Here is a 23,917-nt window from a genome sequence, read left to right on the forward strand (position 1 = left end):
CGATGACATTCCAGCAAGCAATCCCGTGAGCTTGCCTCGATACATCATTATTCCGAACACCAGCAGCAGGCATGACCCCACCATTGGAACTATAACGTCCGACATCGCCATCACTCAAGTCCACTCCTTGTCATCGAATCCTTGCGGCGGCTCAGCGCATCTGGCGTCAAATGCAACCTCGTGTCAAACGGTCTGCTCGCAAACTCAAATACTTTGCATGAGCTCGAACGCGCCGGTTTAAACGGCATACAGTTTAGCCTCGATGGCCTACGCGATTCTCACGAACATATGCGAGGACTCTCGGGATTATACGACCGGGTGCTCGACGCCATCGATATCACGCTGAACGAAGCCTCACTGCACCTTTCAATTGCCTTTTGTCCGACATCGTTCAATGTCGACGATTTCAAACCAGTTTGCACGATGCTTCGAGACAAGCTGAAATCGTCGGGTAGAACTGACCGAATTGACCTTAGAGTTCAGCCGCTCATGCTCCTCGGTAGAGCCCGAAGAAACCGCACGATTCGCCCTTCGAATAATCAATACCGTCGGCTAGTCAACACGATCAACGACCTTCGATACGATCCGGACTATCGAGGCTACTTCATGCTTGAGTGGGGCGACCCCATCGACCACTTGGTCAGATTCCCCCAGCTGCAGATGCAATTTGACCAAGTGGCCATCCACGCCAATGGCGATATCGTCGTATCCCCCTATATACCTCTCATCATTGGAAACGTTCGCAAACACAGTCTTCAGGAATACTACGATGCCGGAATGGCAACCGTTTGGGATAAACCCGTTATTACCGCGTTGGCCAATCGCATGCACTCGATTGACGAGATGGAAGAGATCTCATCGTTGATTGCAGACATCAATATGGACGGCGACCTCTATATCGACCTAATCGATGACGATCTAGGCGACCTGAGCGTCCTGTCCCAACTCTAAGGAGATGTTCCCATGTACGAGACCCCAGAAGTAGAGAAGATGGATTCCAAAACCGGCCCCATTCCCGTTGTAGTCAACTTCGCAGCCGTCGTGGATAACGTAGTTGCAGCCGTCTACGATGCCGTCGTTGCGGCCTACGCATTCTGGTACTCGGCAGATAACGACGGCACCGGGGCAAGTACGGCACAAAACTAGTCGCCAACCCATCGAGCAATCACCTCGCCTATCGCTGCATGCGATTGACTGCGCAGCCCTAGCCAACGCCCAGAGCGCCTTGAAGAGCTGCTTGTAAAATTCGCTCATTCAACAACGCGATCTCTTCACCAATCTCGGCCGGCCCGACAGAACTGCACACCAGTCGGACCGGCCAGACCCATAAAACGCTGCGTCCCGTCCACACCACACCTCACGAAACTCGCACTGCCACCACATGGGCGATTCGCGCCTCGATGTTGCGGCGCGATACTATCACGAATAGTCCCCGTCCAACAAGGCTATCCCTTCCACAGGCGTTTCAACTGTCAGTGGTAGCATTAAACTGAACGGTGAAAAATACACTAACACTAACAGCGGAGATGACGACGTCGATGCCCTTCATGCAGCTGAGCACGTCCATCGTCGGCTTCCATCGGGGCTGTTCCGACTGGGACTCCACCTTGGATTCCAGGTCCTTCTTCTCGTCTACCGCCCGCTTGACGCGCTCCTTATAGCAGTCGAGGGTCTGCTGGGCCGTGGGGTCGGCCATCTCCGCGGCTTCGATCCAGGCCCAGTGCGCCCTGGTCCACGTCCCGAGCCTCCTTCTCTGGTCGTCTCCGCCGGGGTGGCACTGCCCATTCCTGGGCAGGTACTTGGAGAGGCGCTGCTTGACGGTAACACGGTAACCTCTCCCGGGCATCGGCGGGGGCCTGGGAGAGGTCCCTGGCGCCCTCGCACTCGCAGTCGGGGACGTGGACCTCGACGATTTCGTGCAGTGCGAGCTGCTTGGCCGAAAACTCGGCGTCGCGCTTGTCGGTCTTGCGTCGCTTGTCGGCCGCGGGCCTCTGCATCTTGGAGACCGCGCCGATGACGCAGTCCACGCCGAGGCAGCGCGGCTCCCTGCAGAAGGGAAAGCCGGTGACGCCGGACTCGTAGACTGCCCCGGGCGACTCGATAGAAAGGATCGAGTCGGCGACGGAGGCGGGGTCGTAGGAGAAGGGGCTTCCCGCCGATCTCGCCCGTGAACGGATTGAAGGCGCATCCTTTGATGCTGCGGGCGTGCACCTCAAGGCCAATAGAGGCAACATGTGGCATTGTGAGCCAGTCTCGCATTGTGGCAACCTGGCTGGCTGCCGGATTTTAATGACGACGACCATTGTCAGCCTTGGCCCACGAATCAAAAGACGATACGAAGCAGGGGCTCACATTGTTCTGCTCATATCGTCTTTATGGCGCACTACCATTCACCGAAATTCGGCAACTTTTTCATTCTCTATATACATGTTTAAACAACATGTTCTACAATAGGGACAATAGAAATGGAAACTCGGGACGAGCCGTCTATCCATCTACGGCGCAGCCCCTTATTCAAAAGGACGGTGAGTGCATCCATGGAGCGTGCAAGCGGTGTTCTGATGCCCGTTTCGTCATTGCCCGGACCATACGGAATCGGCGGCTTTGGCTGGAACGCCTACGACTTCGTCGATTTCCTCGCCTCGTGCAAACAACATTACTGGCAGATTCTGCCCCTTACGACGACCAGCTATGGCGATTCGCCCTATCAGTCGTTCTCGGCCCGCGCAGGCAACCCCAACTTTATCGACTTTGCCGAGCTTATCGAAGCCGGGTATCTGGAGCAGCGCGATATCGACGGCGTGTACCTGGGCTCCGATCCCAGCAATGTCGACTACGGTGCTATCTTTGCTGGCCGCCGCCAAATCCTCGACCGCGCCGCCGAGCGCTTCGCCGCGAATAAACCGGCCGATTTCGACGACTTTATCCAGGCAAACGAGGACTGGCTCATTCCCTACTGCGAGTTTATGACCGTAAAGGAGGAGTGCGGGCTCAAGGCCTTTTGGGAGTGGCCCGAGGAGCTCCGCCGCCGCGGCGAGGCATCCAACAAGATCTGCGCCGCCCATCCCGAGCGCATGCTCTACCACCAGATGACGCAGCACTTCTTCGATCGCCAGTGGAGCCGCCTCAAGGCCTATGCCAACGAGCGCGACATTCTCATCATCGGCGACCTGCCCATCTATGTCTCGCGTGACTCCGTCGAGATGTGGGCGACACCTGAGCTCTTTAAGATCGACGCCGCCGGCAATCCCGTGAGCGTCGGCGGCACGCCGCCCGACCAGTTCTCGGCCACCGGCCAGTATTGGGGCAACCCCATCTACGACTGGGACGCCATGGAAGCAGACGACTTCTCCTGGTGGGAAGGCCGCATCCGAGCCGCCCTCGACATGTACGACATCATCCGTCTGGACCACTTCCGCGGTTTCGAGGCATTTTGGGAGGTGCCTTTCTCCTCTCCCGATTCGTCCTACGGTTCGTGGACGCAGGGACCCGGCCTCAAGCTCTTCAAGGTGCTCGAGGAGAAGCTCGGCACGCTTCCCATCATTGCCGAAGACCTGGGCTTTCTTACCCCTGGTGTCATCGACATGCGCGACACCACGGGCTTCCCTGGCATGAAGATCCTGCAGTTTGCCTTTGAGGGCACCAACTCGTACTACCTGCCGCACAACTACATTGCCAACACCGTCGCCTACGTCGGAACGCATGACAACGAAACGGCACGCGGCTGGTATGAGGGAACGGCCACCCCGCGTCAGCGCGAGCAGGCGGCCCTGTATACCCACCAGCAGGCAGGCGAGTCCATGGCCGACGCGCTCAACCGCACCATCGCCGCCAGCGTGAGCGATACCTGCATCTACACCATGCAGGACCTGCTCAATCTGGGCAACGAGGCGCGCATCAACACCCCCGCCACTCTGGGCGGCAACTGGACCTGGCGCATGCTTGATGGCGCCATCACCCGCGAACTCGAGCATAAACTCACCGACTGGACCGAGACCTACTTCCGCATCCCGTCGGAAGCCGAAATCGAGCTTCCTCAATAGGAGCTACCGCGCCCAACCCCTCCCCACCGTGCGGACGCGCTTGCTTTTCCCGCGCGAGGCCACCCCAATCCCCTCGCGCGGGCTTCTTTTGAATTACTGACATGTAGACAACTCACCACAGGAGGAAACATGCCCCGTATCGATCTTGCGGATCTTACCGAGCAGTCCTTTGGAACTTCGCTCGAGCAACTCGATGACCGCCGCATTTACAAACTGCTGGTCAAGCTCGTACAGGAGCGCTCCGCCGCCTGCCCGCTCAACAATGGCAAGAAAAAGCTCTACTACATCTCTGCTGAGTTTTTGATTGGCAAACTGCTCATCAACAACATGATCGACCTTGGCATCTACGACGAGGTTAAGGACCAGCTCACCGCCGCAGGCCACGACCTCAACAAGATCGAGGAGTTCGAGGTCGAGCCGTCGCTCGGCAACGGCGGCCTGGGCCGTCTGGCCGCGTGCTTCCTGGATTCCATTGCCACGCTGGGCCTTACCGGTGACGGTGTGGGCCTCAATTACCATTACGGCCTGTTCCGTCAGCGCTTTGCCGACAACCAGCAAAAGGCCGTCCCCGACGAGTGGCTTAGCGAGCAGGACATCCTGATCGATGACGACCGCTCCTACACCGTCGAGTTTGGCGATTTTGCCGTCACCTCCAAGCTCGTCAACATCGATGTGCCCGGTTACGGCCAGCCCACCAAGAACCGCCTGCGTCTGTTCGACCTGGCGAGCGTCGACGACGGCCTGGTCCCCGGCAGCTCCATCGACTTCGACAAGACGAAGATCGCCAAGAACCTCACCTTGTTCCTCTATCCGGATGATTCCGATGAGCAGGGCCGCCTGCTTCGCATCTACCAGGAGTACTTCATGGTGAGCAACGCCGCCCAGCTCCTGATCGACGAGGCCGTCGAGCGCGGCAGCAACCTGCACGATCTGGCCGACTACGCCGTGGTCCAGATCAACGACACGCACCCCACCATGGTCATCCCCGAGCTCATTCGCTTGCTCACCACCGAGCATGGCATCGAGTTTGACGAGGCCGTGACCATCGTACGCTCCATGGTCGCCTACACTAACCACACGATTCTTGCCGAGGCGCTCGAGAAGTGGCCGCTCGTCAGCCTGCAGAAGGTCTCCCCTGCCATCGCCGACATTATCGTCAAGCTCGATGAGATCGCGAAGGCCGAGCACGATGACCCGCGCGTCGCCGTCATCGACGAATACGACACCGTCCACATGGCCCACATGGACATCCACTTTGGCTTCTCCATCAATGGCGTAGCCGCCCTCCACACCAAGATCTTGGAGGACACCGAGCTTCATCCGTTCTACGAAATCTATCCCGAGAAGTTCTCCAACAAGACCAACGGCATCACCTTCCGCCGCTGGATCCATGGAGCCAACCCCGCGCTCGCCAGCCTGCTCGACGATGTAATCGGCACCGACTGGCGCAGCACCGGCGATCTGAGCAAACTCGCCAAGTTCGCCGACGACAAGGACGTTCTTGAGCGCCTGGCCGCCACCAAGGTCGAGGCCAAGGCCATCATGCGCCAGTTCATGGCGCTCGAGCAGGGCGTGACCATTCCCTCCAACGCCATCATCGACGTCCAGGTCAAGCGCATCCACGAGTACAAGCGTCAGCAGATGCTCGCGCTCTACATCATCTGGAAGTACCTCGATATCAAGAACGGCAACAGACCTAAGCACCCCGTCACCATCATCTTTGGCGGCAAGGCGGCGCCTGCCTACACTATCGCGCAGGACATCATCCATCTGATCCTGACGCTGTCGCAGTGGATTGCAAACGACCCCGACGTGGCTCCCTACCTGCAGGTTGTCATGATCGAGAACTACAACGTCACCGCCGCCGAGCGCGTGATTCCCGCCGCTGACATCTCCGAGCAGATCAGCTTGGCCTCCAAGGAGGCGAGCGGCACCTCCAACATGAAGTTCATGCTCAACGGCGCCCTAACCCTGTGCACGCTCGACGGTGCCAACGTGGAGATTGCCGAGCTCGTGGGCGACGAGAACATCTATACCTTTGGTGCCTCGTCCAAACAGGTCGAGCAGCTCTACGCCGACGGCACCTACAACGCCGGTGCGCTCTACCGCAAGCCCGGAATTAAACTGCTGGTGGACTTCATCACCAACCCGGCCTTTATGGCAACCGGCAACGCCGAGCGCCTGCAGCGCCTGCACGACGACATTAAGGGCAAGGACTGGTTTATGGCCCTGCTCGACATTGAGGAGTACATCCAGACCAAGGAGCGCGTGCTGGCCGACTACGAGGACCAGGACGCCTGGATGCGCAAGGCGCTCATCAATATCGCCAACGCCGGCACCTTCTCGTCCGACCGTACGATCTCCCAGTACAACGACGAGATCTGGCACCTGAGCTAATTCGGTTTCATCGCCCATCCTCTTGAAAACGGAGCCACGGCAACGCGGCTCCGTTTTTTGTGCCCGCACGTTACCCTGTGATCCGACTCGGCCAAACAATCTCGATCCATAACAACTACTCAACCAAAACGGTCCCAGCTGTTACAGATTGAGACATACCGGCCCCTCCCCTTGGGTTTATCTCAATTTGTAACATCTAGCAGGTGAAATTCGCCTTTGGTGTTACAGATTTAGATGAAATGGTTAGCTCAGCGGAACCGTCTCGATCTGTAACATCTAACGTCCGAAATCGGCCCTATCCGTTACAGATCGAGACAAACGACCGGTCAGACAGTCCCAACACAAAGAAAGGCTCCCCTCTCGCCCAGTGGACGGGAGGGGAGCCTTATATGTGACCGCGGCAAAAGGATGGCAAAGCCGCAGTCGCCCAAAGGGAGGGCCTGGTTGCACCGGGCCTAGATAAGGTTCTTGCCAGATACCTTATCGAAGAGGTGGGTCGCGTTCTTCTCGAACTTGAACCAGATGGGGTCGCCCGCCTTGAGCGCACCCTTGGCCTCAAGGTCGACAACGGGAATGATCAGGACGAACTGGCCATCGGGAGCGGTCACGTGGACATGCTCGGTCGAACCCATGAGCTCGGTCACCTCGACGGTACCCTGGAGCGCACCCTCCTCGCCCTTGTCGGCAAGCAGAATCTGCTCGGGACGCACGCCGGCCGTAATCTCCTTCACGTCGCCGCCGTCCCAGTTGAGGGCAAGCTGAGCGCAGGTCTCGGGGGCGAGCGCCACGTTCATATCCTCGGTCTTGACGGTAAAGCCGTTGCCCGAGCGCACCAGCTGGGCATCGAAGAAGTTCATCTGCGGCACGCCGATGAAGCCGGCGACGAAGATGTTCGCGGGATGGTTGAAGACCTCCTGCGGCGTGGCGATCTGCTGGACGACGCCGTCCTTCATGACCACGATGCGGTCGCCGAGGGTCATAGCCTCGGTCTGGTCGTGAGTAACATAAATGAACGTGCCCTTGATCTCGTGGCGCAGCTTGATGAGCTCGGCACGCATCTGGTTACGCAGCTTGGCGTCCAGGTTGGACAGCGGCTCGTCCATCAGGAAGACCTTAGGATCACGCACGATGGCGCGGCCGATGGCGACGCGCTGACGCTGGCCGCCCGAAAGCGCCTTGGGCTTACGGTCGAGGTACTCGGTGATGCCCAGGATCTCGGCAGCGGAGCGAACCTTGCGGTCGATCCCGTCCTTGGGGACCTTCTTGAGCTCAAGCGTAAACGCCATGTTCTCGTACACCGTCATATTGGGGTACAGAGCGTAGCTCTGGAACACCATGGCGATGTCGCGGTCCTTGGGCGCCACGTCGTTGACGCGCTTGCCGTCGATGAGCACGTCGCCGGAGGTGATGTCCTCTAGGCCGGCGACCATGCGCATCGTCGTGGACTTACCGCAGCCAGAGGGGCCAACGAGGACGATGAACTCCTGGTCGTGAACGGTGAGGTTGAAGTCCTCTACAGCGAGCACACCGTCCTCGGTAACCTTGAGGTTGTGCTTCTTCTCCTCGGTCTTCTTCTTTTTGCCAAAGAAGCCCTTCTTTTTTGACTCGTTGTTGGGATACACCTTCTGAACATGTTTGAGAACGATCTCGGCCATGTCTCTACCTTTCGATACGCGGCGCCGCGCTGAGGGGCGCCGCCAAAACTTGCAAAACAGTTACGGCATCAGCCCTTGACGGCACCTGCCACCACACCGTCGATGATGTACTTCTGGCAGAAGATGTACATGATGACGATGGGGACAACGACCATCATGATGCAGGCCATCATGGGGCCGAGCTCGACGTGGCCATAGCCGCCACGGAAGTACTGGATCAAGATAGGAATGGTCTTGTACTTGGTGGAGTCGAGCGTAAGGTAGGGCAGCAGATAGTCGTTCCAGACCCACATGGTCTCAAGGATGCCGACCGAAAGATAGGTGGGCTTCATAATGGGGAGAACGATCTTAAAGAACACCTGGACCGGGTTGCAGCCGTCAATCATGGCCGCTTCCTCAATCTCGAGCGGGATGTTCTTGACGAAGCCGGCGAACATAAAGACCGCGAGGCCCGCGCCAAAACCGAGGTAGATGAAGCAGATGTTAAACGGCGTGTTAAAGCCGATGCGGTCCGCGAGGTTGGACAGCGTGAACATGAGCATCTGGAACGGTACGACCATCGAGAAGACGAACAGGTAATAGAAGAAGTTCGAGATCTTGCTGTTGACGCGCACCACGTACCAAGCGCACATGGAGCAGCACACCAGAATCAGCACGACCGACGTGACCGTGATGATAAGAGAGTACATAAACGCCGAGGCAAAGCCCTGCTCGTTCAGAGCGTGCACGTAGTTTGCGAGGCCGTTGAACGTCTCGGGCGTGAGCAGATCGAACGCCGTGGTGGTGCTGATTGCGGTCGCTTTCTTAAAGGAATTGAGCGCAATCATGAACACGGGGTAGATCCATGCGAGCGACAGAATCGTAAAGAAGATCGAGAGCGCGCGGTTGATAGCCTTATCGCGTTTCATTACTGCTGCACCTCCTTGGACCTCGTGGCCTTAAGCTGGATCATAGAAATAGCGACAACCAGGATGCAGAAGATAACTGCCTTGGCCTGACCGATGCCCTGCCATGCGATGCCAGCACGCGAATAGAACGTGTTGTAGATGTTCAGGGCGAGCATCTCGGTGGAGTGCGCCGGGGCGCCACCGGTAAGGGCGAGGTTCTGGTCGAACAGCTTAAAGCCGTTGGTGATGGACAGGAACAGGCAGATGGTGATGGTCGGCATCAGGTTGGGGATCTTAACCTTCCAAAACGTCTGCCATGCCGTAGCGCCGTCGACCTTGGCGGCCTCGATGTAATCAGACGGAATGGACTGCAGACCGGCGATGTAGATGATCATCATGTAGCCGACCTGTTGCCACAGGGTCAGGATGATAAGGCCCCAGAAGCCAGCGGCGGAGTTGAGGGCGATAAGCTGGGCACCCACGTTGGAGAGCAGGCAGTTGATCAGAATCTGCCAAATGTAACCCAGTACAATGCCGCCAATCAGGTTAGGCATAAAGAAAATCGTACGGAAGATGTTGGTGCCCTTGAGCGCCTTGCGAGTGAGCGCCTGCGCAATGGCCAGCGCGATCACGTTGATGAGCACCGTCGACAGGAAGGCAAACGCCACGGTAAAGAAGAACGACGTGGAGAACTGCGGATCGGACAGCGCGCGCACGTAGTTCTCGATACCGACAAAGTGCGCGTTATTGATGGTAATAAACTGGCAGAACGAGAGATAGAAACCCTGGATAAAGGGAATCACGAACCCGATCATAAACGCCAGGCACGTGGGCAGCATAAAGAGCGGCCACCAGCGCTTGAGTGCTTTGCCCATAGAAGGGTCCTTTCAATATGCAGGGGGCGGGCAAACCTACGTCTGCCCGCCCCCTGTCGCTAATCAGATAGCTTGGGCAGCAACTGCTTACTCGGAAGCAGCCTTCTCGGTCTTCCAGCCATCGACGAAGGCGTTCTTGACGCCGTCCCACTTGGTGTTGTCGGCAGCATAAGCGATGAGAGCCTGCTTGAGGTTCTTCTTCCACTCCTCGGAGGGGATGTAAACGAAGTCCCAAGCGACGGTCTTCTTGCCGTCCTTGGCCATAGCAACGGCCTGCTGAGAGAAGACGTTGGTGGTCTCCTTAGCGCTCTTGAACGGGGCGGTCAGACCCATCTTGTCAGCGATGATGCTGGTGGCGGTGTCAGAAGTGACGCACCAATACATGAAGTCCTCGGTGGCCTTCTGGGCATCCTCGGAAGCCTGGGAGCTGACGCACCAGTAGTTCTCGCCGCCGGAGCACAGGCCCTGGTTCTCCTCGCCGTCGACGCCGATGTAGATCGGCAGCATGCCGAGCTGGTCGTCGGTCATACCGGCCTTGGTGAGGTCGGCGTAGGCCCAAGAGCCGTTCTGATAGAAGACGGCCTTGCCGGTTGCGAACTCGTTGGTGGCGTCGTCACCGGTCTTGGAGGCGAGCTGCGAAGGATCGCAGGTGGAGTCGGTGATGTACAGGTCGAAGATCTGCTTAAAGTTGTCGAGATACTCGCCCTTGATCTCGTCGTCCTCCTGATTGTGCTCCTTCTCGAACTCGTAGTAGAGCGGGAGGTTGGCGAGGTGCGTGGTGTAGCGCCAGCTGGAGGAGTCATCCATACCGGCGGAAGTGAAGGCACCGTCAACGCCGAGCTCGTCCTTGCGGGCCTGGATGTCATCGGCGCAAGCCTTCAGCTTGTCGAAGGAGTTGATGTCCTCGGCCTTGTAGCCGGCCTTCTCGAGGAGCTCCTTGTTGTAGATGATGCCGTAGCTCTCCTGAACCCAGTCGATACCCAGATCCTTGCCGTCGGACTGCAGCGCCAGGGAGTCGTCGATGAGCTCGCCGCGGAGCTTGGTGTCGGAAAGATCGGCGCAGTAGTCCTTCCAGTTCTTAAGGCCGGTGGGGCCGTTGACCTGGAACAGCGTCGGAGCGGAGCTCTTGGACATCTCGGACTTGAGCTTCTCCTCGTAGGTGTTGGAGGCGGCGGTCACGATCTTGACCTCGACGCCCTTCTCCTTCTTGTACGCCTTGGCGATCTCCTTCCACTCCTTGTCGACCTCGGGCTTGAACTGGAGGAAGTAGACCTCGGCAGCGTCACCAGAAGCAGAGGAGCCAGAGCCGGCAGAACCACCGCAGCCCACGAGGCCCAGACCAAGAACCGCAGCCGCGGAACCAGCAAAGCCCAGGAACTGCCTTCTGCTCATTTCGTTCTTCATTACAATCCACCCTTTCACACCGTGGCGGCACCCTTTGCCGCCGCCTTCGGAGATTGGCTCGGGGACTTTGCCCCTTTTGCTGACTTGTACAATACGCTATTTGGCTAGTTGTTTGAACAAGTATTACTAGAGCGGTAGAAAAACTTCGGTGAACGGTAATTTCGACTTGATACTTGACAAGTTTTGTATAAACAATTATTTGTTATCGAATGCAGAGGAAACGCCCGATCAAGCCGATGCATCGTCGGTTTGACCGGGCGTTTTCGCTTTGAGGGCATGAGTCTCGTCAGGCTGCGAGCTAGCCGGCTATCGCTTGGAATTGACGCGGTAATGGAAGATCTCGGGGTGTGTGCGGGCATGCGTGACCTCGAACAAGATGCCGTCCGAGGTGTACGACTGGCTCTCCATAACGGCGACGCAGTTGTACTTGCCAAGGTCCAGATAGCTGCAGTCTTCATCGTTGGCGAGCTCGACACTCACCGTACGACGGCTCGCCATCACTTTGACGCCGCGCTTGTGCTCCAGATAGCCGTAGATAGAATCCGCCGCGATCTCGGGGGTCAGGCCTTTGGCGATCGACGCCAAAAAGTAGCCATGGTCCACTTGGCGCGCGCTGCCGTTGAGGCTTCGGACACGCACTACGCGAATCAGCTCCTCGCCCACCTTAAAGCCCAGGCGACGAGAGAGTTGCTCAGTGCAAATCAAATGTTCAAAAGACTTGACCTCGGTCGATGCGACGGCATTGTTGCGTTTTGCGAACTCGCCAAACGACTCAACCTCTTCGAGTGCGCCCAGCATGTCGGTTTCGCCCTTAAGCCAAATAACGCGCACGCCCTTACCGTGTATAGGCTGCACAAACATCTGGTCGGCCAGCATGCTCAAGGCGCGTCGAACGGTATTGCGCGTGCAGCCAAACTCCGCGGTCAGCTCGGCTTCGGTTGGCAGCATCTCCTGAAACGCATAGGTCCCGTTGATGATGCGCGAACGGATCTCGCGGTAGATTCCTTCGTAAATCGCTTTTGGCATGATTTCACCTCTAATGAATATGTATGGCTAGGCACGATAGCATTTCTTAAAGTTGTTTAAACCGATTATCGGTAAAGCACGGATTATTTTCCGTCGACGGTTCCCCCGAAACCCAAATCGGACCGAATCAAAACCGTCAATGCGGCAAGCAGCCAGTCCTCTACAATGAGTTCATTGTTTAAACGTTCTTGCTCGCACAGCATGTTACATCCGAAAGGCATATTATGCTGCAGAAAATCCAACGTTTTGGCGGAGCCATGTTCGCGCCCGCCATGCTGTTTTCTATATCAGGCCTCATGGTCGGCATCTCCGCCCTCGCAACGACCGTGGATATCGTCGGCGACCTCGCCGTATACGGAACCCCCTGGTACGTTTTCTGGACTATCATTCAGCGCGGCTCGTGGACGGTCTTTAAGCGCCTTCCACTCCTTTTTGCCGTAGCGCTGCCTATCGGCCTTGCCCAAAAGCAACCGGCACGCTGCTGCCTCGAGGCGCTCGTAGCCTATTTTGCCTACTGTTTCTTTTTGAGCGAGATCATTAAGCTGAGCGGAGACAACCTTGGGCTTAAGTACCCGTCGTTTTTGACCTCCGCTAGCGGCATCACCGTCATCGACGGCATCAAGACGCTCGACACCGGCATTATCGGCCCGCTGGCGGTGTCGGCAACCGTCGTCGCGATCCATGACCGCTTCTACGATGCCAAGGTTCCCGATTGGCTCGGCACCTTCTCGGGTTCCTCGCTGGTCTACCTCATCAGCTTTTTTGCCGTGTTTGCCCTTGCCGCCATCTCGGCCGCCATCGTGCCTTTCGCATACGCTGTGACCGAAACGCTGCGCCACGCACTTGCGGGCGTCGGCCCCTTCGGCGTGGGCATCTTTGTGTTTTTGGAGCGAGCACTCGAGCCCATGGGGCTGCACCACCTGCTCTATATGCCCATCTATTACGACAATCTGGTCATTCACGACGGTATTTACGCCACGTGGACCAACCTGCTCCCCATTCTCTCCCATAGCACGCGCCCTTTAAATGAACTTGCGCCCTGGGCAGGTTTTACCGCCACCGGCTGGGGCAAGCTCTTTGGCCTTCCCGCCATCGCGGCAGCATTCTATTTCACCGCCAAACCCGAACGCCGCGCCGGCCTTAAAGTCATCCTTTTGCCCGCCATCGTCGCCTCGGTGGTCTGCGGCGTCACCGAGCCGCTCGAGTTTCTCTTTATGTTCACCTATCCCGGACTCTTTTTGCTCTACGCCGTCCTATCCTCCTGCCTTGCCATGACCATGAACTTCTTTGGCATCGTCGGCATCTTCTCGGGCGGTCTCATGGAAATGACGGCCTTCAACTTCATCCCACTCATGCGAATGCATGCCGGCTCCTACCTTTTGGCGCTCGGTATCGGTCTTGCCTTTAGCCTCATCTTTTTTGTTAGTTTTCGAGCACTCATCTTGGTCTATGACCTTAAGACGCCGGGCCGCGAGAATCATGCCTCCAATCGCGCGGCAATCGATCGTTTAACGGGAAGCGGCTTTGTCAAAGAACAATCTCCCAATGGCGAGGTCAGTATTCAATCCGATCAAGATCACGTCCTCGCTGAGCGGGTAATTCAGCTTTTAGGTGGCGTTGGCAATATCGTGGGCGCAACCAACTGCGCCACGCGCCTGCGCGTCGAGGTCGCAGACCCTTCCATCGTTGCAGATAATGCGTCGTTTGTCGCGGTGGGCGCCAAGGGCCTCATCATTACGGGCAAGACCGCCCAGGTGATTATCGGCATCTCCGTTCCCCGCGTTAAAGAGCATTTTGACCAGATCATGGGCCTCGAGCCGGGATTTGTGCCCACCACCTCGGCCTCCCCTGCCGCCAGCGCAGCCCATAAGCGCGGCGATATCTGCTTCTTCGATATCGACGGAACACTCGCCTGGCAAGACCCTCGAGTGGCACAAGAGCTTCCCGAGAGCGAGCGAGACCTCTCCCCCTATCCCAATGAAGCGGTCTCGCAAGCCATCCGTGATTTTGTCGCCAAGGGCAATATGGCGTTTATCTGCACAGGGCGCACGCTGAGCTGCATCCATCCAAAGCTGCTCGAGCTGCCCTGGACCGGCATCGTCTGCCTCGCGGGTGGCTATGTCGAACTTGAGGGACACGTGATTCGCGATTTGGCGATGACGCCCGGCATGCTGCAGCGCCTTGCTCCCATTCTTGAGCAATCGGACGAAGTGATTCGTTTTGAGGGACTCAATGGCGTCGTTCGCATGAGTGCCGATGCGCCCGACGCCCCGGGATACGCCCGCACCGTGGGCGATGCAATTACGCAGCTGCAACATTACAGCGCCTACAAGATCTTAATGTCCACGTCGCTTGCCAACCGCATCGCTCAGGATCAAGCGTTTGAGCCGCTGCTCTGCTTTAACGAGCTCGAGCTCGAAGTGACCGAGATTTCGCCTCGCGAATGCACCAAGCGCGAGGGTATCCAGTCCGTACTCGACGCCCTCGATCCCCACCACGGAACCGTATACGGCATCGGCGACGCCAGCAATGACGTCTCGCTGATGAACGCCGTCGATGTCGGTATCGCCATGGGCAATGCGCCGGACTTCCTCAAGGAAAAGGCCGACTATGTCACCGACAGCATCGACCACGACGGCGTCGTCACCGCGCTCGAACACTTTGGGCTTATCTAGCCAAGCCCCTACCGCACTTGCGGCCGCATGGACCAATCGTCTTCAACCGCCGCGCTCGACGCCCTAATGTGGCAATATGTTGTCTGCATAATGCAACGATGCAACCTATCAAAGAATGCGAGAACCCGTGTCCAGTCCGTTTACCAGCTTTTTAGCCCAGCACTTTGACCAGATTAACGACTATCTGGCCACGTTCTTTGACGGACAGGCGACTTCCGCCGATATCGAGCGCTACCTGTATACCCCGCTCTCGGCATTTACGGCAAACGCTGGCAAGCGCCACCGCCCGCTCATCTGCATGCTCGCCGCCACTGCGGTAGGCGGCAGCTTTGAGAGCGCCCGCAGCGCAGCGGCGGCCATCGAGCACTTTCAGTCGGGCGCACTCATCCACGACGACATCGCCGACAACGGGCAGATTCGTCGCGGCAAGCCCTGCATGCACCTTACCGAGGGCACCGGTCTTGCCATCAACTGCGGTGACCTGGCGCTCACCATGGTCACCAAGACGGTTCTCGACGACCCCACACTCAACGCAGACGTGAAGCTTCGCGTGCTCCACGAGCTTACCGAGATGATCGTCCGTACCATCGAGGGCCAGGCGCTCGACCTGGGCTGGGTCCGCGACGGGCGCTTTGACATTTCGGTCGACGATTATCTGGACATGGCGACGCACAAGACCGCGTACTACAGCGGAGCGACGCCGCTTGCCGCCGGAGCCATTATCGGCGGCGGCAGCGAAGAGCAGATTGAGGCACTGCGCGCCTTTGGGCTGCACACGGGCCTTGCCTTCCAGATTCAAGACGACCTGCTCAACTTGATCGGCACCAAGGAGGCCGCCAACAAGGACTTCCGCACCGATATCACCGAGGGCAAGCGCACCCTCGTTGCCGTGCATGCCCTGTCAGACGAGCGCTATCACGACGAGATCGAGGCAATCCTTTCCTCGGGCACCGAGGACCCTGCGCAGCTCGCACGCGCCGTGGAGATCTTCCAGGAGACCGGCTCCATCGATTACGCCCACACCTATGCGCTCGACCTGACCGCTAAGGCCAAGGCCGCTATCGAAGGCGTCGAGCTCGACCCGCATGCGCGCGAGCTCTTCCTCTCAATGGCAGATTTCTTTGTGGAGCGTCTTAACTAGCGGGGGTCATAAAACCTGTGGGCAGCGAGTTTGGGTACAAGTTGCTACACTATTGAGTGCATGTTTATAAATTGTCTCGCGTTGTCTATCCGACACACGCTCAAAATAGTACGAATGGTACGCCGAAAGGGGTTCGTTCATGGAACCTATTACCACGGGCATGCAGGGAGCAGCCGTCGAGGATGTTCAGTCCCGCCTTCTGCAGCTCGGCTATACAATCGATGACGCCGAGGTTGTCGACAAGCGCTTTGGCACCACCACCGAGCAGGCCGTCAGCACCTTCAGGCTCGACAGCGGCCTTGCTGCCGGTCATGCCGTCGATATCCCCTGTTGGAGCGCCCTGGTCGACGCCTCGTATAAGCTGGGCGACCGCACTCTGTATCTGCGCATGCCCAATTTCCATGGCGCCGATGTGCAGGCCCTGCAGCGCGCTCTCAACGTTTTGGGCTTTGCCTGTGGCGAAGACGACGGCTACTTTGGTCCGCATACCGAGGCCGCCCTGCAGCAGTTCCAGGAAAATGTCGGCCTGTTTGCCGACGGCATGGCCTTCCAGGACACCTACGCCTACATCAACCGCCTGCACCATGTGTGGGAGGGCAAGCCCTCGGTCACCGAAGCCGAGTCCCGCATCGGTTTTGCTCGCGCCGCCAACGTGCTCGAGCGCTTCCAGATCGCCGTTATCGGTGAGGACCCCATCGCACGCAGCGTTGCTTCGCGCATGTGGAACATCGCCACGGCAACGACCGACAACAGCGGCATGATGCTCTGCGACTCCGAGGTCCCAACCGACGTTGACCTGGTGCTCGAGATCGCAAGCGACGAGCTGCCCGCCGACGCCGCGCCACGCGCCACGATTGCCCTCGCCGAGTGCCACAACCTGGCCCAGCGCATCCGCACCGCCAATGTCGCCGCGCAGCAGAAGCCGGCTCGCATTCGCATTGAGCTCACGGGCATGACGCGCTACAACGGCACCTTCACGGCCAGCGACGCGCAGACGCTCGCCGTACGCCTACTCGACGGCGTTTGCGATGCCCTCGCAGATTAGGTAAACTAGACGAGTTGCTTTTGGGCAACACCACACATTGGGACGTAGTTCAACGGTAGAACTCCGGTTTTTGGTGCCGGCTGTTGGGGGTTCGAATCCCTCCGTCCCAGCCAAAGAAACCAGCCTCTCGAGCGCATAGCCGATCGGGAGGCTTTTCTTGTGGGCAAGCGGAGGGATTCGAACCCGGCACTTAGGGACGTTCCTAAACTGCCGGCATTAAAGGAACGTCCCTAAGTGCCGGCCATCAGCATCGTGCTGTGCGTCTCCGTCGGGCCGGGCATCACATTACAGACCAAGCGACCATTTCCATGCGGGAATGACCTCGATGACGCCATGCTCCGTTTCAATCTGGGTCGCCTCGCGCAGCGTGATAATATTGGCATCCTTGATACCGGTTTTTGCCATAGCAACCTCAAGGGAACCGACTTCACGCCTGCGCGTCTTCTCTGCCGTCATATCGACTGTCACCTGGTAGAGCGCGTATGGTTCCGATGCCAAAGCGTCGCCGACCAAGAAATCGACTTTTTCTCGCGCTTGCGTTGGAGCCGTAAACGAAGTCACCGTTTCCAACCGGCCGTTTGCCGTGCGGCGCATGAGCTCAGCATAAATCGCTGTCTCCAAACGCTTTCCTAAATCCTGTTGATTGGCGCGCGATGTTGCATATGCCATTCCCTGATCGACGGCATAGACTTTATCCGTCGTCGTTGTCTTAGGAGCCAAAGAAGTTGAATACTCCGGAAGCAATCCAATGAGATGAGCCTGCTGAAACAAGCGAACGAGCTCGTTGATTTTTTCCCATGACGCTCGATATCCGACAGACTTTAAGGCATCCAATAAGCTGTTGACCGAAAGGTCGCAACCCGTGTTTCGAAGGCAGAAGAGCCCTACTTGGTTGGCAAGAGCGATATCCGTGCGCCCGCTCCGCTCGAGAATATCTCGTGCAACAACATCTCGCAAATAGGCTTGAAGCATCTGAATACGCGAGCCGGCATCAAGCTCCTGAACCCCAGGAAAGCCACCCTCTATAAGATAACGGTCGTATGCCGAATCCAGATCAGTTCGCTGCCGCGGAGAAACAGCTGGAACCCCAGCACCGGCAGACATATCCGGTGTTTCAATGCGATGAAACGCACAATACTCGCGAAATGAAAGCGGATGCATGGCGTGCTCTTGCGAGCGACCGCGAAACTGCGTCGCTATTTCATCGGCAGATAGTTTTGAAGACGATCCGGTAATAACAAGCGTTACGCTCTCGTGCTCCGCCAAACGCTGGCAAACGCCCTGCCAGCCATCGGTCTCCTGCACCTCATCCAGAAAGAGATAACAGCCTTTCGTTCGCGCCGAGGGAACCTGCCGCCAATACTCTTCTAAAATGTCGCTCATGAGCGTGTCCGGCGCCGGTCGAAGACGGTCATCAGCAAAATTGAAATAGAAGATACGCTCGGCATCGACACCGCGATCGATAAGGCGACGAATCCATTGAAACGCATAGAACGTTTTGCCGCAGCGCCTGATACCCGTGATGATATGAACAAGATTGAACGGCTTTGGATCGGGAAGATTTCCGATGACATCATCGCGATGAATGACATGAGGAATCTCAAAGGCACGAGCCTCAGCAACAATCTCCGCAATACTCAAAGCAGTAGGGGCCATCATATACTCCTTTCGGTAGCTTGAGTATATAACTTCTCGTCCTGTACGAGAAGTTATAGCCAAAACTTCTCGTACAGGACGAGAAGTTAAGCAGATTTTCAGGCATATCCCAAAAATCTATCTTCAAAAGAGCGGCGCCCCAGGCCCATAACGACCAAGAGCGCCTTACATCAACAAATTCAGCCCCGTTCCGAAAAGCGAGCTGCATGCAACAACCAAGTGCCGCGTGGCCCCGACGGGACGGGCATTAAGTTTGTCGTGAGTTCCGCACGCAAAGAAGGCCACAAACCCCGATGTTTTGGACGTGACAGCGAGAGGGACCCTGGTATGGCAAGGTGACGTGAAACAAGGCGGCGCTGACCTTCTGGTCGCGCCGCCGAAGTTGAACGTCAGATTGCCATACCAGGGTCCCTCGCAGCGTCAAGAAGACCGCCGTTCGGTAGAACGGCGGAATTTAGCTGTTCAGCATGCGGTCGAAGCTTCCCGAGTCGCCATCCCGATAGTCGGCGGTCATCAGAATCTCCTGCGGAATGCGCCCGCCTTCACGTAGCACATTGCGGAACTGCACGCGCGTGACCATGGGCAGATCCTTGATCGTCGCCGCCAAGTTCTGCGGCACGCCCTGGTTGGCAGCCGCGCGCTCGCACTCGCCGCCGGCCTTCACGCGACGCTTATGCTCGGCGAGCATGGCGCGGTACATACCGGCATGCAGGCGAATCTCAACCACATTGGCATTGCGAGCCTGCTCGACGATGCGCGCGCCCTCGCGGTCGATATCGCCCACGTAGTAGACGTAGTTAAAGCGATAGCCGATCTCGGCCAGATAATCGTCCAGGGCATGCGAGACGCTCGCCTTGCATCCGCCGCCAAAAATCACGCCGCCCACCTTGATGCCAAAGAGCCTGGCGTGCTTGCGGCCACGCAGCAGCCTGACGATCTCGTCGTAGGTGTCCAGGTTCTCGACCATAATGAACGGCTTATCGGCGCCCAGCGTAAAGAAACCCGTAAAGTGCACGGGGCGGTTGGGGGCGACCTTGATCGCCTGCATGCTGATGCCCTTTTCGGTCATGCGCCTTATCAGGCGCTCACCGTGCTTGCCGTCAAAAGCCTTCTCGTCGTTAAAAATCTGGTAGGCACGCTGGCGGCGCGAGGCAACCGGCGTATCGGCACCTCGGTTTTGCTCGATCCAAGCCTGGATGATTGTGATTTCCTCGGCAATCTTGCGGTTGGACATCTCGTTGTGCTGAGTGCGCTGCGGCGCCTTTTTGCCGTCCTTGCCCTCGACCTTAACAATTTGAGTCTGCTGCTCCTTGATCTTAGAGAGCGCCGTAGGCGTAGGGACAACTTTGAGCAGCTGCCTGCCCAAAACGCGGGCAAGGGCAAATGCCGAAACCTCGCCGTGAGCAGTCGTCTCGGCCTGCCGAGCAGCAGCATCTGCCGCGGCAAACTCGGGCTTCTTCTGAGACTTGCGCTTGGAGTCGCCTTGAGCACCGCGCTCGCGCTTCGGCGTAGACGCCTGCTTTTGCGAGCGCTCAGGCTTGCCCTCCTTCGCCGACAGACGCCTGGGCTGCTCCACCGGAGTGTCCGCCTTCGCATCTTCGTCGCGCGTCGCTCCCTGTTCGGCAGCGGTCTGGACATTTGAGCCGCGACCGCCACGATGACGACGACGGCGAGGCTTGCTCGAAGTGCCCTCCCCCGTCTGCTCGCTCGCAGGTTGCTGGCCCTGAACCTCAGCATCGGACGCAGCCTGCTGCTCAGCAGGCTTCTGTTCACGAACTTCCGGCTCGGCAGGCCTCTCGGCCTTCTCGGCGCGTGTCTCCGGAACCTGATCGACCTTTTCCTGACGCTTTACGGGATACGCACGACCCACAAAGCCACGACCGGGACGACACGAGCCCGAGGTCTTCTTGGCCGGCTCGTCAGCCGCATCCACGGTCTCGACAGGCTTTTCGACTTCGCGCGCGGCATCCTGCTGCTCGGCCTTAAAGTGCGCACCGCGACGATGCTTGGGCTCCCGAGGCTCAGCGGACTTTTGCTCTTTCACAGACTCCTGCGGCTCGGCGACAGGCTCGTTCTCAACAGCCTCGACATCGGCCCCGTCCTTTTGAGCCACGGCACGACGGAAACGCTCCTGCTGGGCACGGCGCTGCGCATCGCGCTTGCCGCCTCCGCCAAAGCCGCCTCGCCCCGCCTTGGCGGTGAAGGCGCGCACGACATGCTCATCGAGCAGCTCGTCAGTATCGACATGCTCACGCGGAGCAACTTCCTCCACAGCGGGCATCTCAACAGAATCATCGACGGAAGCCTCTTCAGCGACCTCGGCAGGCTGCTCCTGGGCATCGCGGATCTCAGCATTGATGGTATAGAACGCCGGGCGCCCGTTAATGCCGCTACCCTCGATCTTGGTCACGATATTTGCCTCGATAAGCTCATCGCGCATCGCCTTGGTGTCGCATTCCTTATCGACGGAGCGGAAAATCTGCGCCAGCGCACTCGACTTAATCTTGAGCGCCTTGCGACAAAGCAGATCGTAGGCAACCAGCTTGGCACGCTCAGCAGAAAGCGACGTCTGGCTGCTCAGGCGCTCAGCCAGAGCGTCGACATTGTTTTGATTATCGGAATATACCGTCTTGGCCACGGGGCCCCTTTCATATGCACACATATACGTCTATATGGTACAACGCACGAGCCTATCCACGCAAAACATCTGCGAGAACGCCCTTGCACCACCTGTTCTCACAAGAAAAAAGACCGGGTCCGCTTGATTGCGGACCCGGTCTTTCCGAGTCATATAGATGGAGGATTCTATCCGTCCGATCGACTAGGCCTTGGCGGCCTCGGCGTCGGCAGGAGCCTCGGCGGCAGCGGCGCGGCCATACTCGGCCTTGCCCATCTCGGACCACTCGGGCTCCTCGTCGGGCATAGAGCCAGCCTCTTTGCCGAAGAACTCCTTGAGGCAGTTGACGGCAACGATGAGGCCCAGGACCATCAGCAGGACGGCGAAGACGAGCTGCAGGCCCTTGGTGGCGGCGACGGAGACGGCGGCCGTGGTGGCGGTAGCCGGGATGGTGCCAAAGAAACCGTAGGCCTGGACGGCGGTCATGCAGCCCATGGCGCTCTGGACCAGCGAGGTGAAGGTGCAGCAGAGCAGGAAGGCGACGGGCACGTAGAGCATCCAGCCCTTGCGGCCAGTGCACTTGCAGAACACAGCGAGGGTGATCATGGTCATACCGCCGAGCAGCTGGTTGGAAGCACCAAAGAGCGGCCAGATGTTGGCATAGCCGCCAAAGGCGAGGGCGAGACCGGGAAGCAGGGTGACGACCGTGGCGAACCAGGGGTTACCGAGGACCTTCATGTAGCCGGCCTTGGACTCGATGGCCAGTGCGTCGTTGGTCTGGGCAAAGAACTCGGAGAAGGAAGTGCGGGCGATGCGGGCGACGGCATCGAGCGAGGTCAGGGCCAGAGCGGAAACGTTCATGGTCATGAAGACGGTAGCGAGCGTGCCGTCAACGCCGAAGGCCTGCATGCCGCGGGAGATGCCAGCGGCGAAGATCTGGAACGGCGTGGAAGCGACACCGGCGTTGAGGGCACCGGTACCGGCGGTGTTCATGTCGGAGAACATGATGCCGGCGACGATGATGGCGAGGATGCCGACGAAGGACTCGACGATCATGGCGCCGTAGCCAACCTTGACGGCGTCCTGCTCCTTCTCGACCTGCTTAGAGGAGGTACCGGAAGAAACGAGGCTGTGGAAACCGGAGAGAGCGCCGCAAGCAACGGAGACAAACAGGACCGGGAACATCATGCCGGAGGCAGTGGAGAAGCCGGTGAAGACCGGAGCAGTCATCGTAGCCTGGCCGTTAACACCCAGGACGACGATGCCGAGGACAGCGCAGACGATCATGACGATCATCATGATCGAGGTGAGGTAGTCACGCGGGGTCTTGAGCATCTGGATGGGCATAGCGCCAGCGAAGACCAGGTAGACCATAACGACGGCGAACCACTGGAACTTGTCCAGGTAGACCGGGAACTGCATGCCGACGGCGAACATGAGAACCATGAGGACCACGCCGGTGACGAACTCGGCAGCACCGGTGAGGTTGAACTTCTTCTGGGCCCAACCGAAGGCGATAGCGACGAAGGTGAACAGGATGGAGATGGTACCAGCGCAGCCGGCGGCATAGGACTTGGTGAAGTCGACGGCACCGGTAGCAGCGCCAGAAGCGTCAACGGCCGGGGTGAACATGAACGTCTTGCAGACCATGTCGGTGAAGGCAGCGATGACGATGATGCAGAACAGCCAGCAGAACAGCAGGAACAGGCGACGGCCGGTCTTGCCGATGTACTTCTCGATGAGCTGAGCGAGCGACTTGCCGTTGTTCTTCATCGAGGCGTACAGGGCGCCGAAGTCGTGGACGGCGCCGAAGAAGATGCCGCCAACGAGGACCCAGAGCACGACGGGCAGCCAGCCAAAGGCCATGGCGACGATCGTACCCGTGACAGGGCCAGCACCACAGATCGAGCTGAACTGGTGCGAGAACGCGGTGAAGGCGGAGACGGGCGAGAAGCTCTTGCCGTCCTTCATGCGCTTGGCCGGCGTGAGGGCCTCTTTGTCAACGCCCCACTTGTTGGCCAGCCAGCGGCCGTAGCCCAGATAGCCGCAGGCGAGCACCGCCGCGGCCACAACCATGAGCAAAACTCCGTTCATTACATTTCCTCCTCTAAAAAGAACTTCCCAGACATAAAAAATGAGGGCCGTCGGTTGCGCTCGACGGCCCTCATTATCATCAGCCGCCCGTTATCGTACGGGCTAGCTGTATGTGCTAACCCGCATCAGATAATTACTACGCTGATAATGTTTAGCTGATGCGTGAACATGTCTAAGAAATCCTCTTCAATCATGATGCGAACGATCCGTGCGTGTTCACATCCCCCAGTGGATGAAAAGGAGTATGAAACTTTAGTTACCTAAAGTCAACGCAAATTTGTAATGAATTTTCAACTTTTTTTGAAATTCTCGGTATAAAACGCCACTGACCTCGGACTTTATCCTGCGACAGTTTTTGCATGAGAGATGTCCCTGCGCGCTGCGGGGGCCGGGCGGCATATA

General features: G+C 58.1%; 16 protein-coding genes and 1 tRNA gene. 8 read left to right on the plus strand and 9 right to left on the minus strand.

Annotated features, from left to right (window positions below; translation table 11 throughout):
* Window positions 1-180 precede the first annotated feature (180 nt).
* Together OIL88_00795 and OIL88_00800 are read left to right on the plus strand one after the other, a co-directional pair.
* A complete protein-coding gene (locus OIL88_00795) occupies window positions 181-951 on the plus strand; it encodes a radical SAM protein (protein HJI70929.1) in 771 nt (256 codons plus the stop codon).
* A 12-nt stretch (window positions 952-963) separates the two neighbouring features.
* Window positions 964-1,146 carry a hypothetical protein gene (locus tag OIL88_00800; protein ID HJI70930.1) on the plus strand — a complete coding sequence of 61 codons (183 nt, stop codon included), beginning with the start codon at window positions 964-966 and terminating at the stop codon, window positions 1,144-1,146.
* A 319-nt stretch (window positions 1,147-1,465) separates the two neighbouring features.
* Here OIL88_00800 and OIL88_00805 read toward each other — a convergent pair whose 3' ends face one another.
* Window positions 1,466-1,696: a hypothetical protein gene (locus OIL88_00805; GenBank protein HJI70931.1), complete on the minus strand. Its 231-nt coding sequence runs from the start codon at window positions 1,694-1,696 to the stop codon at window positions 1,466-1,468.
* 769 nt (window positions 1,697-2,465) lie between these two features.
* Here OIL88_00805 and malQ point away from each other — a divergent pair.
* Both malQ and glgP read left to right on the plus strand, forming a co-directional pair.
* Window positions 2,466-4,043: a 4-alpha-glucanotransferase gene (gene malQ / locus OIL88_00810; GenBank protein ID HJI70932.1), complete on the plus strand. Its 1,578-nt coding sequence runs from the start codon at window positions 2,466-2,468 to the stop codon at window positions 4,041-4,043.
* A 129-nt stretch (window positions 4,044-4,172) separates the two neighbouring features.
* Window positions 4,173-6,440 carry a glycogen/starch/alpha-glucan family phosphorylase gene (glgP, locus tag OIL88_00815; protein HJI70933.1) on the plus strand — a complete coding sequence of 756 codons (2,268 nt, stop codon included), beginning with the start codon at window positions 4,173-4,175 and terminating at the stop codon, window positions 6,438-6,440.
* 455 nt (window positions 6,441-6,895) lie between these two features.
* On the opposite strand, the gene ugpC is transcribed toward glgP, so the two are convergent.
* From ugpC to OIL88_00840, 5 genes are all read right to left on the minus strand, one after another.
* Window positions 6,896-8,095: a sn-glycerol-3-phosphate ABC transporter ATP-binding protein UgpC gene (gene ugpC, locus OIL88_00820; protein ID HJI70934.1), complete on the minus strand. Its 1,200-nt coding sequence runs from the start codon at window positions 8,093-8,095 to the stop codon at window positions 6,896-6,898.
* A gap of 68 nt (window positions 8,096-8,163) precedes the next feature.
* Window positions 8,164-9,003, minus strand: a complete 840-nt coding sequence (locus OIL88_00825; GenBank protein ID HJI70935.1) for a carbohydrate ABC transporter permease — start codon at window positions 9,001-9,003, stop codon at window positions 8,164-8,166.
* Window positions 9,003-9,857 (minus strand): sugar ABC transporter permease, encoded by an 855-nt coding sequence (locus OIL88_00830; protein ID HJI70936.1) that lies wholly within the window; start codon window positions 9,855-9,857, stop codon window positions 9,003-9,005. Before OIL88_00830 ends, OIL88_00825 begins: the two co-directional genes overlap by 1 nt.
* An 87-nt stretch (window positions 9,858-9,944) precedes the next feature.
* Window positions 9,945-11,261 carry an ABC transporter substrate-binding protein gene (locus OIL88_00835; GenBank protein HJI70937.1) on the minus strand — a complete coding sequence of 439 codons (1,317 nt, stop codon included), beginning with the start codon at window positions 11,259-11,261 and terminating at the stop codon, window positions 9,945-9,947.
* A gap of 306 nt (window positions 11,262-11,567) precedes the next feature.
* Window positions 11,568-12,287: a GntR family transcriptional regulator gene (locus tag OIL88_00840; GenBank protein ID HJI70938.1), complete on the minus strand. Its 720-nt coding sequence runs from the start codon at window positions 12,285-12,287 to the stop codon at window positions 11,568-11,570.
* Between the two features lie 224 nt (window positions 12,288-12,511).
* On the opposite strand from OIL88_00840, the gene OIL88_00845 reads away from it, so the two are divergent.
* The 4 genes from OIL88_00845 to OIL88_00860 all read left to right on the plus strand — a co-directional run bounded on the left by OIL88_00845 (window position 12,512) and on the right by OIL88_00860 (window position 17,261).
* Window positions 12,512-14,962: a PTS transporter subunit EIIC gene (locus tag OIL88_00845; protein ID HJI70939.1), complete on the plus strand. Its 2,451-nt coding sequence runs from the start codon at window positions 12,512-12,514 to the stop codon at window positions 14,960-14,962.
* Window positions 14,963-15,089: 127 nt separating this feature from the next.
* Complete coding sequence (locus OIL88_00850; GenBank protein ID HJI70940.1) at window positions 15,090-16,103, plus strand: polyprenyl synthetase family protein; 1,014 nt, start codon at window positions 15,090-15,092, stop codon at window positions 16,101-16,103.
* Window positions 16,104-16,242: 139 nt separating this feature from the next.
* Window positions 16,243-17,148, plus strand: a complete 906-nt coding sequence (locus OIL88_00855; protein HJI70941.1) for a peptidoglycan-binding protein — start codon at window positions 16,243-16,245, stop codon at window positions 17,146-17,148.
* A gap of 38 nt (window positions 17,149-17,186) precedes the next feature.
* Window positions 17,187-17,261 (plus strand) — tRNA-Gln (locus OIL88_00860).
* A 172-nt stretch (window positions 17,262-17,433) separates the two neighbouring features.
* On the opposite strand, the gene OIL88_00865 is transcribed toward OIL88_00860, so the two are convergent.
* The 3 genes from OIL88_00865 to OIL88_00875 form a co-directional block, all read right to left on the minus strand.
* Entirely contained in the window at window positions 17,434-18,804 is a 1,371-nt protein-coding gene (locus tag OIL88_00865; GenBank protein ID HJI70942.1) for an ATP-binding protein, read from the minus strand.
* Window positions 18,805-19,258: 454 nt separating this feature from the next.
* Window positions 19,259-21,442, minus strand: a complete 2,184-nt coding sequence (locus tag OIL88_00870) for a hypothetical protein (protein ID HJI70943.1) — start codon at window positions 21,440-21,442, stop codon at window positions 19,259-19,261.
* A 183-nt stretch (window positions 21,443-21,625) separates the two neighbouring features.
* Window positions 21,626-23,515, minus strand: coding sequence for a carbon starvation protein A (locus OIL88_00875; GenBank protein HJI70944.1), 1,890 nt, complete (start codon window positions 23,513-23,515; stop codon window positions 21,626-21,628).
* Window positions 23,516-23,917 lie beyond the last annotated feature (402 nt).

It is taken from the genome of Coriobacteriaceae bacterium (assembly GCA_025992855.1).
Classification (GTDB): domain Bacteria; phylum Actinomycetota; class Coriobacteriia; order Coriobacteriales; family Coriobacteriaceae; genus Collinsella.